This is a genomic window from Ponticoccus sp. (in: a-proteobacteria), assembly GCF_048381735.1.
In genome coordinates this window covers 95,927-112,868 of record NZ_JBLXGL010000011.1, presented here as the reverse complement: position 1 = coordinate 112,868, position 16,942 = coordinate 95,927, and the positions used below count along the sequence as shown (strand labels likewise).

Below are 16,942 nucleotides of genomic sequence, written 5' to 3'. Positions count from 1 at the left end.
CAGAAACATGGATCTCATCCTTCTAGGCTTTCAGACGCTGGCCAGCCCGATGGTCCTGATGATGCTCCTGCTGGGCGTCTTCGCGGGCATGGTTGTCGGCTCTATCCCCGGCATCAACGACAACATCGCCTTCGCGGTCTTCATCCCATTTTCCTTCTCGATGCCGCCCGAACAGGCGCTGGCGCTGATGGTCGGGGTCTATTGCGCGGCGGCGACGGGGGGCGCGATCCCCGCCATCGTGATCAAGGTGCCCGGAACCGCCTCTTCGCTTCTGACCGCCGAGGACGGCAATGCCATGGCCCGCAAGGGTCTGGCGGGTCGGGCGCTTTCCATTGCCATCACCTCTTCGGTGGTCGGCGGTGTGCTGAGCTCTATCGTGCTGCTGCTCTTTGCGCCCTCGCTGGCCAAGGTGGCGCTGAAGTTCGGCTACGTCGAGAATTTCGCCCTCGCCATTCTGGGTCTGTCCAGCGTGGTCGGCCTGTTGCGCGGCAATATCATCAAGGGCGCGATTGCCGCCCTGATCGGCCTGCTGGTCGCCACGATCGGTTTCAGCCCGATGACCGGTGCGGCCCGGTACACCTTTGACAGCGTCAACCTGATCGAGGGCATTCCCTTCGTGCCGCTGCTGGTGGGGCTCTTCGGCATCGCGGCGATGCTGGATCTCAAGGCGGAACTGCTGAAGTCGCGCGCCGAGAATGCCGCGCCCGACGCCCTGCCGACGATCGGCTCGCTCAAGCTGCCGCGCGGGCTGGTCCGGCGGCTGGCCCCGGTCTGGGGGGCAAGTGCGGCGATCGGCAACATGATCGGGATGCTGCCCGGCGCGGGCATGCTGATGGCGATCTTCCTCGCCTACAACCAGGCGGCGGGGCGCTTCCGCAGGCTCTTTGCGGGCAAACCCGGCGAACCCGAATGGGGCGAGGGCGCGCCCGAAGGCATCGCCGCACCGGAGGCCGCCAACAACGCCGTCACCGCCAGTTCCATGGTGCCGCTTCTGTCGCTGGGCATTCCCGGCAACTCGACCTCGGCGCTGTTCATCGGTGCGCTGGCGCTGCACGGCATGGTGCCCGGGCCGCTTCTGTTCACCCAGCACGGCAATATCGCCTGGATGATCATCGTCGCCTTCCTGGCCGCCAATATCGTGCTCTGGCCGGTGGCCTGGGTGGTGCTGCGCACGGTGTCGCAATATGTCTTCTCGATCCGCAAGGAGGCCATGGTCGGCGTCATCGCGCTGCTGTGCCTGATGGGGGCCTATTCGGACGGCGGCAACCTGTTCAACATGTGGGTCGCCGTGGGGGCAGGGCTTGTGGCCTATGTCATGCGCCTTGCCAACATCCCGCTGGGACCGGCCATCCTTGGGCTGGTGCTTGGGCCGCAGCTTGAAACCTCGCTGCACAATTCGTTGACGATCTCGCAGGGCAACTGGGGCGTTTTCTTCGACGTCGCGGAACACCCGATCAGCGCGGGAATGATGTTCGCCTCCGCCCTCCTGTGGATCCTGCCCGCCCTTCTCGGGCTGCGAGAGCGCGGTCGCGCCAAGAAAGAGGACCAACAGACATGAAGCGCGAAACGAAACTCGCCCATTACGGCCGCATGGCGACGCCGGGTCCGGCCAACCCGCCCATCGTGAAGGCCTCGACGATCCTGCACGACACGGTGGCATCCTACAAAGCCACCAAGGCCGCGCGGGAGACCGACGACGCGGTGCTGTCCTACGGGCGGCGCGGCACGACGACCGCGCATCAGCTGGCCGCGGCGCTTGCCGATCTCGAAGGCGGAGAGGCCTGTTTCCTCTTTCCCACGGGGGTGGCGGCGGTGGCCGGTGCGCTGACGCCCTATCTGGGCGCGGGCGATCACCTGCTGGTCGTCGATACGATCTTTCCCGCGACGCGCAGCTATTGCGAGAAGAGCCTGAAGCGCAACGGCGTCACCGTCGATTACATCCCGTGGGACACCACCGACCTGACCCCCTACGTCAAACCCGAGACAAAGCTCGTGATGGTCGAAAGCCCCGCCTCGCAGACCTATGAGGTCATGGACCTGCCCGCGCTTTGCGCCTCGGCCCATGCGCACGACCTTCTGGTGGCGGCGGACAACACCTATGGCTCGGGCTGGCTGTATCGCCCGCTGGAGCTGGGCTGCGACCTGTCGGTTGTCGCGGGCACGAAATACATCGGCGGCCATGCGGATGCGATGATGGGCGCGGTGATCGCCAAGGGCCGCGCCGTCGGCCCGCTGCGCGCCCATACCGCGATGAGCGGGCAGACGCTGGGCCCCGACGAGGCCTATGCCTGCCTGCGCGGGCTGCGCACCCTGGGGCTGCGTCTGGAACGGCACGGCGAGAACGGGCTGGCGCTGGCGCAGTGGTTCCTGGATCAGCCGGAGGTGGCGAAGGTCCATCACCCGGGGCTTCCCGGCCATCCGGGCCATGCGGTCTGGCAGCGTGATGCCAGCGGCTCGAACGGGCTTTTGACCGTGGAATTCAAGGCGGGCTTCGACGCCGAGGGCTTTGTCGACCGGCTTGCGCTCTTTTCCATCGGAAGCTCGTGGGGCGGTTTCGAAAGCCTCGCCATGCCGTCCTCGCCGGATGCGGGGCGCCTGTTTCCCGAATCCCGGGCCGGCGCGATGATCCGCTTTCACGCCGGTCTGGAACATATCGACGATCTGGTGGCGGATCTGGCTGCCTCCTTCGACACGGCGCGCGGGCGTTAAACGCAGAGAACGGCCCGCCCCCCTTCGCACAATACACGCTTAACCAAGGAGACCCACGGAAATGGGAACGAGTGTTTTTGACTCCGAGCTTTTGATGAATGCTTGGTCGACCGAAGAAATGCGTGGCGTTTTCAACGACCGCGCCCGCATGCAGGCATGGCTGGATGTCGAGGCCGCACTCGCGCTGGTGCAGGCCGATCTTGGCATGATCCCGCAAGAGGCGGCGACGGAAATCGCGGCGAAGTCCAACTACGAGGCCATCGACAAGGACCTGGTGCTGCATCACCTGAAGATCACGAAGCACCCGCTGGTGCCGACCGTGCGCGCGCTTGAAGCCGCCTGCGAGGGCGATGCCGGCGAATACGTGCACTACGGCGTGACCACGCAGGACGTCATGGACACCGGTCTCGTGCTGCAACTGCGCAAGGCGACCGAGATCATCCGCCGCGACCTGAAGATCCTCGCCAAGGACCTGATGCGCCTGAGCGAAGAGCACCGCAACACGCCGATGATGGGCCGCACGCTGTCGCTGCAGGCGCTGCCGGTCACCTTCGGCTTCAAGACCGCGATCTGGCTGTCGGAAATCGACCGCCATCTCGAACGTCTCGACGAAATGGAAAAGCGCGTCTTCGTCGGTTCCATCGTCGGTGCCGTGGGCACCAAGGCCTCTTTCGGGGCCAAGGCCGACGAGATGGAAAAGGCCGTGAACGACCGTCTGGGCCTCGGCACGCCGACGATTTCCTGGCAGGCTGCCCGTGACGGCTTTTTCGAACTGGGCTCGACCTTCGGCGGCATCAACGCGACGCTCAACAAGATCGGCAACCAGCTTCTCCTGCTGGCGCACAACGAATTCGACGAGATCGCGGAACCCTTCGGCAAGGGTCAGGTCGGCTCTTCCACCATGCCGCACAAGCGCAACCCGGCCGTGACGGAGAACTCTGTCACTGTCAGCAACACGCTGAAATCCAACATCAACATTCTTTCGGACATCACCAAGCACGAGCATGAGCGCGACGGGGCCGTCTGGAAGATGGAATGGAAGATCCTGCCCGAGATCTGCCTGATGCTCTCTGTCGTGCTCGACAACCTGAAATTCGTCTTCGCGGATATCGAGGTCAAGAAAGAGAGCATGCTGAAAAACCTCAACCTGCTGCGCGGCTATGCCCTGGCCGAGCGCGTGATGTTCGCGCTGTCCGACAAGATGGGCAAGCAGACCGCCCACGAAGAGGTCTACAGTGCCGCCATGCACGGGATCGAAAGCGACATCACGTTCCGCGAGGCGCTTCTGGCCAACGCGGAGATCCGCGAGGCGATTTCCGAGGCAGATCTCGACGCCCTTCTGGACCCGACCACCTATGTCGGCAGCGCCCCCGATCTTGTCGATCAGGCGGTGGCCAAGACCAGGGCCGGTGGCCGTATCTAACTGAAAGTAGAAGACAATGACCTATTCCCGGCAGATTTCCGATTTCATTTGCGCCCTTCGGTTCGACACCATACCGGAGCGCACCACGGTGCGTGCGCGACAACTGATGACCGATACGCTGGGGGTAGGTCTGGCGGGCACCCGCCATCCCAATTTCGCGGCTGCGCTCAAGGGCGTGGCCGCCATTCCCGGGACGGGAGGCGATCATCCGGTGATCGGGACCGACCGCCGCCTGACGGCGCCCTATGCCGCGCTGGTCAACGGGGTCGCCTGCCATGTGCTGGACTTCGACGACACCCATACCGCCTCTATCGTGCATGGCAGTGCCATTCTCACGCCGCTGGTGCTTGCCCTGGGTGAAGAGGTCCACGCCAGCGGGCCGGAGGTGCTGACCGCCTTCGTCGCAGGCTGGGAGGTCGCGGCGCGCGTGGGCATCGCCTCGGGCAACAGTTTCCACAACCGTGGCTTTCATTCGACCGCAATCGCGGGGATCTTCGGCGCGACGGTCGCGGCGGGCAAGCTGCTGGGCCTGACCGCCTGCCAGATGACCAATGCCCTGGGCCTGTGCGGCAGCCAGGCCGCGGGCATCACCGAGTTCCTGACCAACAATTCCGCCTCCAAGGGTTACCATGTGGGCTGGGCGGCGCGCACGGCGATGGAAATCGCCTACCTCGCCCGCGCCGGGGCAACCGGCCCCGCGACCGTCTTCGAGGGGGCGAACGGGCTGTTGTCCACCCATGGCCTGCCCGAGCTTTGCCGCCCCGAGGCGCTTGTGGAAGAGTTCGGGACGCGCTGGGAGACCGAGAATGTCTCGATCAAGCCCTATCCCTGCTGCCACTTCGCCCATGGCGCCCTTGATTGTGCCATCGCCCTGAAAGAGGACGGCATCACGCCGGACCGGATCGAGCGCGTGCACGCGATCATCGACGAGGTCGCGGCGGGCTTTGTCTGCAAGCCGATCGAAAGCAAATACGTGCCCAGCAACGCCTATGGCGCGAAGTTCAGCCTGCCCTATCTGGTCGGTCTGGGGCTGATCGACGGCGGGGCGGACCTGTCCTCGTTCAGCGACACCGCCATCGCCCGGAAGGAGCTTCTGGATGTGGCGCGCAAGGTCACCTACGAGGACGCCGAGAAGGGCACGACCGGCTTTCCCAAGTATTTCCCGGGCCATCTGGTCGTGACGCTGACCGACGGGCAGGTGATCGAGAAACGCGTGCCGATCAACCGGGGCAATCCCGATCTGCCGCTGAGCGACGACGAGGTGGCCGCGAAGTTCTACGGCAACGTCACGGGCATCCTTGGCGAGGCCCGCGCCAGAACGATCTTCGAAAAGCTCGTCGCCCTTGATAAGCTCAAGGAAATCACGGGGCTGACCCGTGAACTGATCGGCTGAACCACGGGAAAAGACCATGTCCGACCTCTCTCTTCACGGCGTCATCCCCTATCTTCCGACACCGGTGACCCCGGAGGGAGAGGTCGACCGTGCCGCCCTGTCGCGGCTTGTCGAGCATCTGATCGGGCAGGGGGTGCACGGCTTTGCGCCCCTCGGCTCGACCGGCGAGTTCGCCTATCTGGATGCCGCGCAGAAAGAGACCGTCGTGCGCACGGTGGTCGAGGCTGTGGACGGGCGGGTGCCGGTGATTGCGGGGGTCGCCTCGACCACCACGCGCGACGCGGTGGCACAGGCGCAGCGGTGGCGGGCCCTGGGCGCCGACGGCATCCTTGCCATCCTCGAGGCCTATTTTCCCCTCACGGACGCGGGCGTCGAGGCCTATTTCACCGCCATCGCGGATGCGACGGACGCGCCCGTGACGCTTTACACCAACCCGAACTTCCAGCGCAGCGACCTGAGCCTTCCGGTGATCTCGCGGCTGTCGCATCACCCCAATATCCGCTACATCAAGGACGCCTCGACCAATACGGGGCGCCTTCTGAGCATTCTCAACCGCACCGAGGGGCGGCTTGGCGTCTTTGCCGCCTCGGCGCATATCACGACCGCGGTGATGCTGATCGGCGGGCTGGGGTGGATGGCCGGACCGTCCTGCGTCGCGCCGCGTCAGAGCGTAGAGCTTTACGCGCTGTGCAAGGCGGGGAAATGGGACGCCGCCATGGATCTCCAGCGCCGCCTGTGGTCCCTGAACGAAAGTTTCGCCCGCTTCAATCTGGCGGCGGCGATCAAGGCGGGCCTGCGGCTTCAGGGGTTCGACTGCGGCGATCCATTGCCGCCGCAGCGCTCTCTGGACGCCGCCGAAATCGACCAACTCAAGGATGCGCTCTCTCTGATCGGCGCAATGTAGGACAAGGAGAACACCATGATCGAACGGATCGAAACCGGCCAGCGCATGAGCAAGATCGTCAAGCACAACGGCGTGGCCTACCTTTGTGGGCAGGTCGGCGCGGGCGACACCGTGGCCGAACAGACCCGGGACTGCCTGTCGCGCGTCGACGCCCTGCTGGAAAAGGCCGGATCGTCGCGCGAGCATATCCTGCAGGCGATCGTCTGGCTGTCCGACATGGCCGATTTCGACGAGATGAACGCGGTCTGGGACGCCTGGGTGCCCGAGGGCCACGCCCCCGCGCGGGCCTGCGGCGAGGCGAAACTGGCGCGCGATGTGCTGAAGGTCGAAATCATCGTGACCGCCGCAATCCTGGACTGATCCCGCCGGGGACCGGTCCCGGCAGGGAAAGCCGCCTGTCACATGTCTGGCAGAAAGGCGGGGGGCTCGATCTCAGAGCCTTCCGCCCTGCGGCGGTCGCGCGCGCGACGCCCAAGGCCGTAGATTTTTCGCATGTCATGATGTACCCTCCGGCGCAATCCGAGAGGAAAGCCACGAAAGCGCCTGCATGCCAAACAGGCCTGCGGACCGCACGAGGTTCTGGTCATAGCCTCCCCTTTGCCTGCGCGTCGGGGGTGCGCCAGCAAGGATACTCGATGTGACTGCCCTGCCTCCGATCTTCGGTTTCAAGGCCATGAACCGGCGGCAAAGCGCCCGTGCTGATCGGGCGCGCCGCGATATCCTCATCAGCCGCGTCTCCTGCCTGCGTTTCGCGGCGGAAGCCGATCCCGAACCGGCGGTCCGCCCGGCCCGGCTGAACGCGACCGGTGCCGAAGGCGCCCATGCCCGGCCCGCCCATAGGGGCGCTGCGGCGGCAGCGGTTCCGCTCTTTCCTCGCCGCGACGGACGAAGCCTGACCGGCACCCGGGCGACAGCGCGGGTCTCCGTTGACGAGGCGATCCGGGGCATGCATGCGGCTTTCGCAATTCCCATCAACGGTCGGGGCGGCGGCCGCATCGGGTTCTGACGGGCCGCGCGACCGCCACGGGGCCGGGCCATTTCGAAGAAGGAGACGACGCATGCGTATCATCAAGGGCCTGATCCTGCTGTGGATCGCACTGGCCCCCGGCATCCTCGGCGCCCAGACCACGGTGGAAAAGCGCGTGACCTTCGCGCCCGGCACCTCGGGGGCGACAATCAGCGACCGCCTGCGCGGCTACGAAAGCATCGACTACCTGCTTGGCGCCAGCGCCGGGCAGACCATGACCATCGAATTTACCCCCAGCAATCCTTCGGCCTATTTCAACCTGCTGGTGGGCAACGATCCGGCGGCGATCCACATCGGGTCGACCTCGGGCAACCGGTTCAGCGGCACTTTGCCCGCGTCGGGGGATTACCGCATCCGGGTGTTCCTGATGCGCAATGCCGCGCGGCGCGACGAGACCACCGACTACACGCTGCGGGTGTCCATCGGCGGCGCGGCGGCGCAGGCTCCGGCGCGGCAGCCAGACTATGCCGACGGGCTGTCGGGCGGGCCGGACTGGTGGCAGGTCACCGGGCTTTCGGCGGGCGACACGCTGAACGTGCGGTCGGGGCCGGGCACCGGCTACGCGGTGGTGGGCAAGCTTGCCAGCGGCGACCGGGTGCGGAACATGGGGTGCCGGATGAACGGCCAGACCCGCTGGTGCCAGGTCGAATTTGCCGGCGATCAGCCGCTGACCGGCTGGGCCGCCGGGCGCTATCTGCGCGAAGCGGCGGCCCCCGACGCCCGTCAGCGGCCCTCGCCCGAGGCGCGCGGCCTTGTCCCCTGCGCACAAAGCGCGGGCCAGCCGATGGGCAGCTGCCCCTTCCGCGTCTCGCGCGGGACCGACGGCACCGCAAGCGTCTGGATCACCTTGCCCGGCGGCGGCGAGCGTTATCTCGATTTCCGCAGCGGTCAGCTGGTGGGCAGCGACCCCGGTCGCAGCGTCAGCCAGAGCCGCACCTCGGACCTGAGCGCGATCCTGGTGGACGGGGCCGAGCGCTACGAGATCCCCGACGCGGTGCTTTACGGCGGCTGATCCCGCCGAGCGCCCCTTCTGGGATCACAGCAGACCACCCCAGGTTCGCGACGCCGATCCGCACCACGGTCCGGACCGGGTTCATGGTGGGGTTTCCGACCGGGACGGCCCTCGCGCTCCCTCGGGTGGTCAGGCTGGCACGGATGGCTGGCGGTGGCCTGTCCCCCATGTTGGCCGACCGGCTGACCAGGCAGCTGGCCGCGGGCACCGCCACCGCCGGGGCAGGGCGGCCGGGGTCGCGTCGGCCTTTCGGAGCGGTCTTCGCCTGTTTTCCCGGTGACATGGGGCGAGTGTCGCACGGTTGTCGCATTGTTGCGGTATCGGGCGGAAATGGTTTCTTGAATGGTCTCTTGGGGGGCGTCTTGCCCGTAGTCGGCGATCAGATAGCGGCTTTGCCGATGCGCTGGGACGCAGGGGACAGGGTCAGGGTGCTGATGGTGACCTCGCGCGATTCCGGGCGCTGGGTCATGCCCAAGGGCTGGACGATGGACGGCGAGAAGCCCTGGGACGCCGCCGCCATCGAGGCGCTGGAAGAGGCCGGGGCGCGCGGGCATATCGGCAGCGAGGAGCTGGGCCAGTACCGCTATGGCAAGGTCATGCCGGATGGCCGCGTCGTGCCTTGCCTCGTCCGGGTCTATCCGCTGTTCGTCGACACCCTGCTGCGCAACTGGAAGGAACGCGGCGAGCGCAAGCGCAAGTGGTTCTCGCCCAAGGCCGCGTCGAAGCGGGTGGCCGAGCCGGAACTGGCGGCGCTTTTGCTGTCCATCCACGACCGACCGCAGAAACAGCCGGTGATCCGCGAATTGCTGAAGAGCTACCGGTAGGGCGGCGCGGTCATCGGGCCGCCGATCTGGGAGCTTTGCGGAATTGATCGCGTCAAAGCGGGGCTTTCGACCCGGGCGGGCACGCGCGACGGCGGCACCGGGCCAAGCGTTTTGCCCGCAATCTGGGGCGCCGCGCCGCCTGCGCGAGGCCGGGACAGCCAGTCGGGGCAGCGGGGCTTCGGTCCCAGGCGGGGCGGGGCAGGCGCTCAGGCCTTCTGAAACCGCCCGTAATCGCCCGCGCTGAACACCAGCGGATGGCCGTCGCGCGTCGTCACCCGCGAGACCTGCCCGATCACCACCGAGTGGTCGCCGGCGTCATGGATCGCAACCTGCCGACACTCGAAGCGCGACAGGCAGCCGTCCAGCATCGGCACGCCATGCTGGTTGTAGGTCCAGTCGTAGCGCCCGAAGGCAACCCCGTCGCGGGCGAAGTCGAAGCACAGGTCGACCTGTTCGGCGCCCAGCACATGGATCGCGAAGAACTCGGCCTGAACATAGAACGGATGCCGCGTCGACCGTTTCGCCGGGGACCAGAGCACCAGCGGCGGGTCCAGGGAGACGCTGGAAAAGCTGTTGGCGGTGATGCCCAGCGGTCCCTCGGGGGTCGCGCAGGTGATCACCGTCACACCGGTTGCGAAGCGTCCCAGCGCGTCTCGAAAGCTGCGGGGGTCCGCTTCTGCCGGGTCGAATGTATGGGGCATTGCGGTCATGTCCGGGCCTCGGGGCGGCGCGTGGCCGAGGGCGTTGATGTGTCGTTCAAACCTTGTCTCCCTGTCCATGGGCGCGCGTGCCGCACGGGCGATCCGGGCCGGATCGTTGCTTTCCGACTACAGGTAGAATGCGGCCACGATGCGCCAAGAGCCGGGCAATCGCAACCGTCGCGGCATCCGGGTCACGGTCGGCACCCGGAACCGCGCCGCTTTATGCGGCGTCCGGTGCTGCGGTGCAAGGGCCTGCGGTCGCCGCGCGGGTCACACCGTCACGCCTGCGCCGGGCAGGCGGCGCCGCCAGCGACGGGGCTGCGGGCCGTCGGGTCTTTCGATGCACCCGCACATGCGCAGCGGGCAGGGCGGCGGCCCGGGCGCAGGGCAGGGGCGGCGCTGTGCATCAGCGCCGTTCTCCGGCGGCCAAGGGGGTCGCGGGCGGGCCGTCGGGCAGGCGCCCGTAGGCCTGCGGCAGCGAGCAGGTCGCCATCTGCGGCAGCACGCGCGTTCCGAAGTGGCGGCATTCGTCCAGGTGCGGATAGCCCGAGAGGATGAAGGCCCGGATGCCCATGTGGCGGTACTCTTCGAGTTCCGACAGAACCTGGTCGGTCGAGCCGACGATGGCCGCGCCGCAGCCGGATCGTGCCCGCCCGATACCCGTCCAGAGGTGCCGCTCGACATAGCCGTACTGGTCCGCCAGCTCGCGCGCGCGGGCCTGATGCGCGACACCCAGCGAACCGCTGTCCAGCGCCCGCTCGCGGATCAGGCGGCCCATCTCGTCATCAAGCCGCGAGGTGATGTGTTCGGCCCATTCGCGGGCCTCGGCCTCTGTGTCGCGGACGATGACATGCACGCGCAGCCCGTAGTCCAGCGTCCGCCCGTGGCGCCGGGCCACCGCGTTCACCGCCTTCATGCGCTCGGCGATCTGCGCCTTGGGTTCGGGCCACATCAGGTAGACGTCGCAATGCTGGCCGCACAGCTCCAGCGCGTCGGGGGAATAGCCGCCGAAATACAGCAGCGGCCCGCCGCTCTGCCATGGCCGGGCCGGATCGGTGGGCAGCCCGCTGAAGCGGTAGTGCTCACCCGCGTAGTCGATGGTGTCGCGGGTCCAGGCCTGTTTGAGGATCTCCACCACCTCGCGCGAGCGCTGGTAGCGCAGGGCGCTTTCGGCGGTCTCGCCCGGGAAGTCGCTGCTGATCACGTTCACCGTCAGGCGGCCTTCCAGCATGTGGTCGAGCGTCGCCAAGGTGCGCGCCAGCATGATCGGCTGCATCTCTCCGCAGCGCACGGCGGCCAGCATGGCGATCCGGTCGGTGATCGGCGCGCAGCCCGCGACAAAGCTCAGCGTGTCCTGCCCGACCTGGTAGGACGAGGGGCACAGGATATTGCGAAAGCCCTGCCGTTCGGCCTCTTGCACGATGGCCGAACAATGCGCGAAGGACGACCGCAGCCGCCCGTCCGGCACGCCAAGGAATTCGTAATCGTCCGAACACAGGGCCGCGAACCAGCTGACCTCGACGGCGTCCAGATCGGCAGAGGTGATGGGCACGACGGTCATGGCGCCTCCGTGACTTGATTTCCTCTTGCGTAGCAGGCGCGTTCATGTAGATCAATACTGTATCAATTTCAGGGAGTCCCTATGCGGAACCGTCACGCGCTGCCCATCTACCTGCAAATCAGCGAAATGCTGATCCGCGAAATCAATGCCGGGCGGTTGCAGGACGGAGAACGCCTGCCGCCCGAACGGGTCTATGCCGAGCGTCTGGGCATTTCCGTCGGCACGCTGCGCAAGGCGCTGGAGGATCTGACCGAGAAGGGCCTGCTGGAGCGTGTCCACGGATCGGGCAACTATATCAGGGCGCAGGCGGACGTGCAGTCGGTTTATGCCTTTTTCCGCGTCGAATTGCTGGAGGGCGGGGGGCTGCCGACCGCCGAGCTTCTGTCCATCGACCGGGTGGCGAAGCCCGAGGACCTGCCGCCCTTCGGTTCCAGCGCCGAGGCCCATCGCATCCGCCGCCTGAGGCGGCTGAACGGCAGGCCCGCCATCCTGGAAGAGATCTGGCTGGATGGGGCTTACACGGACCGGATCGAACGGCGCGACCTGTCGGAATCGCTCTACCGTTTCTACCGAGAGCGGCTGGACCTGTGGATCACCCGCGCCGAGGACCGCATGAGCCTGCTGCCCGTCCCCGACTGGGCGCCCGATGCCTTCGGACCGCGCCCCGGCGCGCCCTGCCTTTGTGCGACGCGGGTCAGCTTTGCGCGGGACGGCGCGCGGGCCGAGGTGTCCCGCGGTTGGATCGACACCGAGGTGGCGACCTATGTGGCGCGGCTGAAATGACAGCGGGGGCGCTGCGCTACGGCGTCATCGGCTGCGGCATGATGGGGCAGGAGCACCTGCGCAATATCGCCCTGTTGCCCGGCGCGCGGGTCGCCGCGATCGTCGAGCCGGATGCGGATATGGCGGCCATCGCGGCCACCCTGGCCCCCGGCGCCGTGCTGTGCCCGGACCTGGCCGCGCTTCTTGATATAGAGGGCCTTGACTGCCTGTTGATCGCCAGCCCCAACCACTGCCACGTCGCGCAGCTGGAAGAGATCGCGCGCCGCCGTCCGCTGCCGGTGATGGTGGAAAAGCCGCTGTACATCTCCGAGGCAGAGGCGGCGCGGGTCGCGGCGCTGGACCTGCCGGTCTGGGTGGCCATGGAATACCGCTACATGCCCGCCATCGCGCGCTTTCTGGACCGGATCGACGCGGTCACCGGCGGCGCGACGATGCTGACGATCCGCGAGCACCGCTTTCCCTTCCTGCCCAAGGTGGGCGGCTGGAACCGCTTCAACCGCTACACCGGCGGCACGCTGGTCGAGAAATGCTGCCATTTCTTCGACCTCATGCGGCTGGCTTTGAAGTCCGACCCGGTGCGGATCATGGCCAGCGGCGGCCAGATGGTGAACCATCGCGCCGAACGCTACGGCGACGCGGTGCCCGACATCTGGGACAGCGCCTATGTCATCGTCGACTTCGCCAGCGGCGCCCGCGCCATGCTGGAGCTGTGCATGTACGCCGAGGGCAGCCGATTTCAGGAGGACCTGTCGGCCTGCGGCCCGGCAGGCCGGATCGAGGCGCGCGTGCCCGGCCCGGCGCGGTTCTGGCCCCCGGCGCTGGGGCCTTCGCCGCTGGCCGAGGTCGAGGAAAGCCCGCGCCAGCCGCCCGGTCCGCAGGTCACCCGGCTGCCGCTGGACCCGGCGCTTCAGGCGGCGGGCGACCACAATGGCGCGACCTTTCACCAGCACCGGGCCTTTGCAGAGGCGCTGCGGGGGCGTGGCCCGTGGTCGGTGTCCCTGAGCGATGGCGCATGGGCTGTACGCATGGGTCTTGCGGCACAACGTGCGGTAGAGACGGGGCAGGTCGCGTACATCCATTGAGGCATGTTTGCGCTGTCTTTGCCGCAAATATGCCACAGAATTCCCTGAATGCGGCGCGGATGGGGCGAATATCCCCGTTTCCAGCGCAGCGTGACAGGTTCCATCTAGAGAATGTGTCGGAATTCGGGTAGGTTCGACCCCGAGCAAAACAGCCCAAAAAAAATTATGGGCGCAGAGGCAGAGCGGTATTTTTATATGAACGCGATCAATTTCGTGATCCGTACCCCTGTGGGTGCGGTCGAGCATGGTTTCGTGGGTGGAAGCGATCGGGCATTTCTGATCGAAGCCGGGTCCGGAAACGACATTTCCCTGAACGTGGCGCAGTCCGATCTGCGCGGCTACGACCGGGCGGCCAATGACCTTTTGATCACCCTTGCCGATGGCCGCGTCATCGTGCTGGAGGGCTATTTCGACGCTGCGGGCACCGCCGGGGCCAGCCGCTTTTTCGTCAGTTCCAACGGGGTCCTGAACGAAGTCGGCTTCATCGAGGCCGAGGGCGGGGCGTTGTTCGCGCAATACGGGCCGGGCGAGACATGGGGCAAGTGGAGCTCCCTGGACGACCTGATCTTTGTCGACGAGCCGATGGTCTCGGCGGATGTGCCCTATACCGGCGAAGAGGAAGAGGTCAGCATGCTGGCGCCCGGGCTGCTGGGCGGGGCGGGGCTTGGGGTCGGCGGCATGGGCGCAGGTGCCGCCGCTGCCGCCGGCGGTGCCCTGCTGCTGGGGCGCGGCGGCGATGATGATGGCGGCGGCGGTGGCGATGACGCCGTGGTCGGTGGCGATGACACCGTGGGTGGCGGCGACGATACCCTGGGCGGCGGCGACGATACCCTGGGCGGCGGCGACGATACCCTGGGCGGTGGCGACGATACCTTGGGCGGCGGCGACGACACCCTGAGCGGTGGCGATGACACCGTGGGTGGCGGTGATGACACCGTGGGCGGCGGCGACGATACCTTGGGCGGTGGCGATGACACCCCGGGCGGTGGCAATGACACCCTGGGCGGTGGCGACGATACCCTTGGCGGCGGTGATGATACCCTGGGTGGCGATGATACCGTGGGTGGCGACGACACCCTGGGCGGCGGTGATGACACCGTGGGAGGCGACGAGACCCTGGGCGGCGGCGACGACACGCCCTGGATCGCTCCGACCGTCGATGATTCCGAGGGCAGCCATGTGATTGCTGGCGGCGACGACCCGGCGATCGTGATTTCGGGCACCGGCAATCCGGGCTCTGTGGTCGACGTCACCATCGGCGGCGAGACCGTGACCGTGGTGGCCGACCCGGACCGCACATGGGAGGCGGTCTTTGACGGCGACGATTTCCCGCCCGATGGCGACTACGATGACATCGACGTGGTGGTGACCGATCCCGGCGGCACCGTGACCGAGCTTGACGGCCCCTCCTTCACCATCGACACCACGCCCCCGGCGCTGGGCCTTGAACAGGGCTTTGTCTCGACCGGCGATCTCTTCAACGCGGCCAGCCACGCGGGTGGCGTCGCCCTGTCCGGCACCGGAGAGCCCGGCGCCGCGCTGACCGTCACCCTGGGCGAGACGACGCAGACCGTCACGGTGTCCGACGGCGGCGCATGGGGCGTCAGGTTCGACGACACCGTGTGCCCGCCGGGCGAATATACCGCCGATGTGACGATCAGCAGCAGTGATGCCTATGGCAACACGACAACCGTCACCGATGCCGTGCAGATCGATACCCTCAACAGGCTGGATCTGACAGAGCTGCCCCTGACCGGGGACGACCTGATTTCCGCGGTCGAGCAGGCGGGCGGCGTGACGCTGACCGGAACCGGCCAGACCGGCGCCGCCATCGTGGTCACCGCAGAGGGCCAGGACTACGCCACCACGGTCGGTGCGGACGGCGCGTGGAGCGTCGTTCTGGACGCCCTGCCCGAAGGCACCTACGACACGGTCGCGTCCGTCACATCCACCGATCCGGCGGGCAATGTCACGACGGTGGACCACAGCTTCATCGTCGACACCCAGATCGCACTGTCGGTCGAAACGGAAACTGTCGGGGGCGACGGCGTGGTGAACGCGGCAGAGCGCGCCGATGGCGTGGTGCTGACCGGGCAGGCAGAGCCGGGCTCTGTCGTCACCGTCACCGCGAACGGCGCGCAACACGCGGCCAGGGTGGCCGAGGATGGCGCATGGTCCGTGACGCTGCCCACCGGCGATGTCCCCGAGGGCGAGACCGCGATGGAGATTGCCGCCACCGCCACCGACGCCGCCGGGAACGTGGCGACGGTCACCGGCAGCATCGCCATCGACACCGAAACCAATGTCACGGTGATGACCGAAACGGTCGGGGGCGACGGCGTCGTCAATGCCGTCGAGCGGTCGGATGGCGTGACCCTGACCGGCACGGCGGAACCCGGCAGCACCGTCACCGTGACGCTGGGCAGCGTGACCCGGACCGCCACGGTTGCCCCGGAGGGGTCCTGGACGGCGGCGTTCTCGGTCGCCGAGATCCCGGCCGGCGAACGCAGCCTGACCGTCACGGCGACCGCCACCGACCCGGCAGGCAATGTCGAGACCGCCTCGGGCAGCGTCGACGTGGACACGCTGGTGCGGAACCTCACGCTGGGTGGCACGCCGGGCGGCGCAGACGGCGTGGTCAACGCGCTCGAGGCGAAGGCGGGTTTTGCCCTGACCGGCGTGGTTGAAGCGGGATCGACGGTATCGGTCACGCTGGGCGGGGTGGCGCATGTGGCCACGGTCGATTCCGCGGGCAACTGGACGGTGGACATTCCCGCCGGGTCCATCCCCGAGGGCACGCTGGACGCGCCGCTGCTGGTCGAGGCGACGGATGCGGCAGGCAACACCCGCAGGCTGACCGACAGCATCACGATCGACACGGATGCCCCGGATGCGCCGGGCTGGACCGGCTATGGCCGCGACGGCGCGGGCGTGGACCTGATCCGCACCGAGATTTCGGAGGATACGGTCTTTCTGGGACAGGTGACCGACCCGGCGGGCAGGCCGCTGGTGACGGCGGTGGATGTCAGCAGCAGCGACGACATTCCGGGGATCGGCCAGACCTATATCAACCTCGACGGCCATGTGGCCGATGGCACGCATCTTGTGCTGGCGGCCACCGATGCGGCGGGCAACACCACCGGCAGCTATCTTGTGACCGACGATCCCAGGACCAACGATGTCCTGATGTCCGACGACATCGCCGAGGCGCTGTCCGGCTATCAGGTCGACACCATCGACCTGCATTTCGCCGAAGACAGCCAGCTGACCATCACCGAGGCGCAGATCATGGCGCTGTCTTCCACCACCGACACCGTGACGGTGCGCGGCGGGCCCGACGACAGCGTCACGATCACCGGCGCCGAGGCCGAGGGCACGAAGGAGGTGGAGGGCACCACCTTCAACGTCTTCTCGCTGGGCGATGCGACGCTGCTGATCGAGGACGAGATCGCCGCCGTGACCGGGGTGGTCTGACAGGCACAGCGTCCGGAGGCCCGGCAGAACCGGGCCCCGGATCCCGATA

14 protein-coding genes are annotated in these 16,942 nt (G+C 67.3%); 12 read left to right on the top strand and 2 right to left on the bottom strand.

Features of this window, described 5'->3' with window-relative positions; translation table 11 throughout:
* Positions 1–7: 7 nt before the first annotated feature.
* The 9 genes from ACN5KJ_RS17000 to ACN5KJ_RS16960 all read left to right on the top strand — a co-directional run bounded on the left by ACN5KJ_RS17000 (position 8) and on the right by ACN5KJ_RS16960 (position 9,292).
* The gene (locus ACN5KJ_RS17000; RefSeq protein ID WP_347166699.1) at positions 8–1,558 is read left to right on the top strand and encodes a tripartite tricarboxylate transporter permease; all 1,551 of its coding nucleotides are present in this window, start codon (positions 8–10) and stop codon (positions 1,556–1,558) included.
* Positions 1,555–2,709 (top strand): cystathionine beta-lyase, encoded by a 1,155-nt coding sequence (gene metC, locus ACN5KJ_RS16995; protein ID WP_418595146.1) that lies wholly within the window; start codon positions 1,555–1,557, stop codon positions 2,707–2,709. Before ACN5KJ_RS17000 ends, metC begins: the two co-directional genes overlap by 4 nt.
* Before the next feature lie 61 nt (positions 2,710–2,770).
* Positions 2,771–4,132, top strand: coding sequence for an adenylosuccinate lyase (gene purB / locus ACN5KJ_RS16990; RefSeq protein ID WP_418595145.1), 1,362 nt, complete (start codon positions 2,771–2,773; stop codon positions 4,130–4,132).
* Between the two features lie 16 nt (positions 4,133–4,148).
* Positions 4,149–5,525, top strand: coding sequence for an MmgE/PrpD family protein (locus ACN5KJ_RS16985; protein WP_418595144.1), 1,377 nt, complete (start codon positions 4,149–4,151; stop codon positions 5,523–5,525).
* 16 nt (positions 5,526–5,541) lie between these two features.
* A complete protein-coding gene (locus tag ACN5KJ_RS16980; RefSeq protein ID WP_418595143.1) occupies positions 5,542–6,429 on the top strand; it encodes a dihydrodipicolinate synthase family protein in 888 nt (295 codons plus the stop codon).
* Between the two features lie 15 nt (positions 6,430–6,444).
* The gene (locus ACN5KJ_RS16975; protein ID WP_418595142.1) at positions 6,445–6,789 is read left to right on the top strand and encodes a RidA family protein; all 345 of its coding nucleotides are present in this window, start codon (positions 6,445–6,447) and stop codon (positions 6,787–6,789) included.
* Positions 6,790–7,066: 277 nt separating this feature from the next.
* The gene (locus ACN5KJ_RS16970) at positions 7,067–7,435 is read left to right on the top strand and encodes a hypothetical protein (protein ID WP_347166705.1); all 369 of its coding nucleotides are present in this window, start codon (positions 7,067–7,069) and stop codon (positions 7,433–7,435) included.
* A 52-nt stretch (positions 7,436–7,487) separates the two neighbouring features.
* Positions 7,488–8,468, top strand: a complete 981-nt coding sequence (locus ACN5KJ_RS16965) for an SH3 domain-containing protein (RefSeq protein WP_418595141.1) — start codon at positions 7,488–7,490, stop codon at positions 8,466–8,468.
* 398 nt (positions 8,469–8,866) lie between these two features.
* Positions 8,867–9,292: an NUDIX hydrolase gene (locus ACN5KJ_RS16960; protein WP_418595140.1), complete on the top strand. Its 426-nt coding sequence runs from the start codon at positions 8,867–8,869 to the stop codon at positions 9,290–9,292.
* A gap of 206 nt (positions 9,293–9,498) precedes the next feature.
* Here the strand turns inward: ACN5KJ_RS16960 and ACN5KJ_RS16955 are convergent, their stop codons facing one another.
* Together ACN5KJ_RS16955 and ACN5KJ_RS16950 are read right to left on the bottom strand one after the other, a co-directional pair.
* Complete coding sequence (locus ACN5KJ_RS16955) at positions 9,499–10,002, bottom strand: flavin reductase family protein (RefSeq protein WP_418595139.1); 504 nt, start codon at positions 10,000–10,002, stop codon at positions 9,499–9,501.
* A gap of 397 nt (positions 10,003–10,399) precedes the next feature.
* Positions 10,400–11,554: an LLM class flavin-dependent oxidoreductase gene (locus ACN5KJ_RS16950; RefSeq protein ID WP_418595138.1), complete on the bottom strand. Its 1,155-nt coding sequence runs from the start codon at positions 11,552–11,554 to the stop codon at positions 10,400–10,402.
* An 81-nt stretch (positions 11,555–11,635) separates the two neighbouring features.
* Here ACN5KJ_RS16950 and ACN5KJ_RS16945 point away from each other — a divergent pair, with 81 nt between their 5' ends.
* The 3 genes from ACN5KJ_RS16945 to ACN5KJ_RS16935 all read left to right on the top strand — a co-directional run bounded on the left by ACN5KJ_RS16945 (position 11,636) and on the right by ACN5KJ_RS16935 (position 16,893).
* On the top strand, positions 11,636–12,337 hold the full coding sequence (locus ACN5KJ_RS16945; protein WP_418595137.1) for a GntR family transcriptional regulator: 702 nt from the start codon (positions 11,636–11,638) through the stop codon (positions 12,335–12,337).
* A complete protein-coding gene (locus ACN5KJ_RS16940) occupies positions 12,334–13,419 on the top strand; it encodes a Gfo/Idh/MocA family protein (protein WP_418595136.1) in 1,086 nt (361 codons plus the stop codon). Before ACN5KJ_RS16945 ends, ACN5KJ_RS16940 begins: the two co-directional genes overlap by 4 nt.
* Positions 13,420–13,614: 195 nt before the next feature.
* Positions 13,615–16,893 carry an Ig-like domain-containing protein gene (locus tag ACN5KJ_RS16935; protein ID WP_418595135.1) on the top strand — a complete coding sequence of 1,093 codons (3,279 nt, stop codon included), beginning with the start codon at positions 13,615–13,617 and terminating at the stop codon, positions 16,891–16,893.
* Positions 16,894–16,942 lie beyond the last annotated feature (49 nt).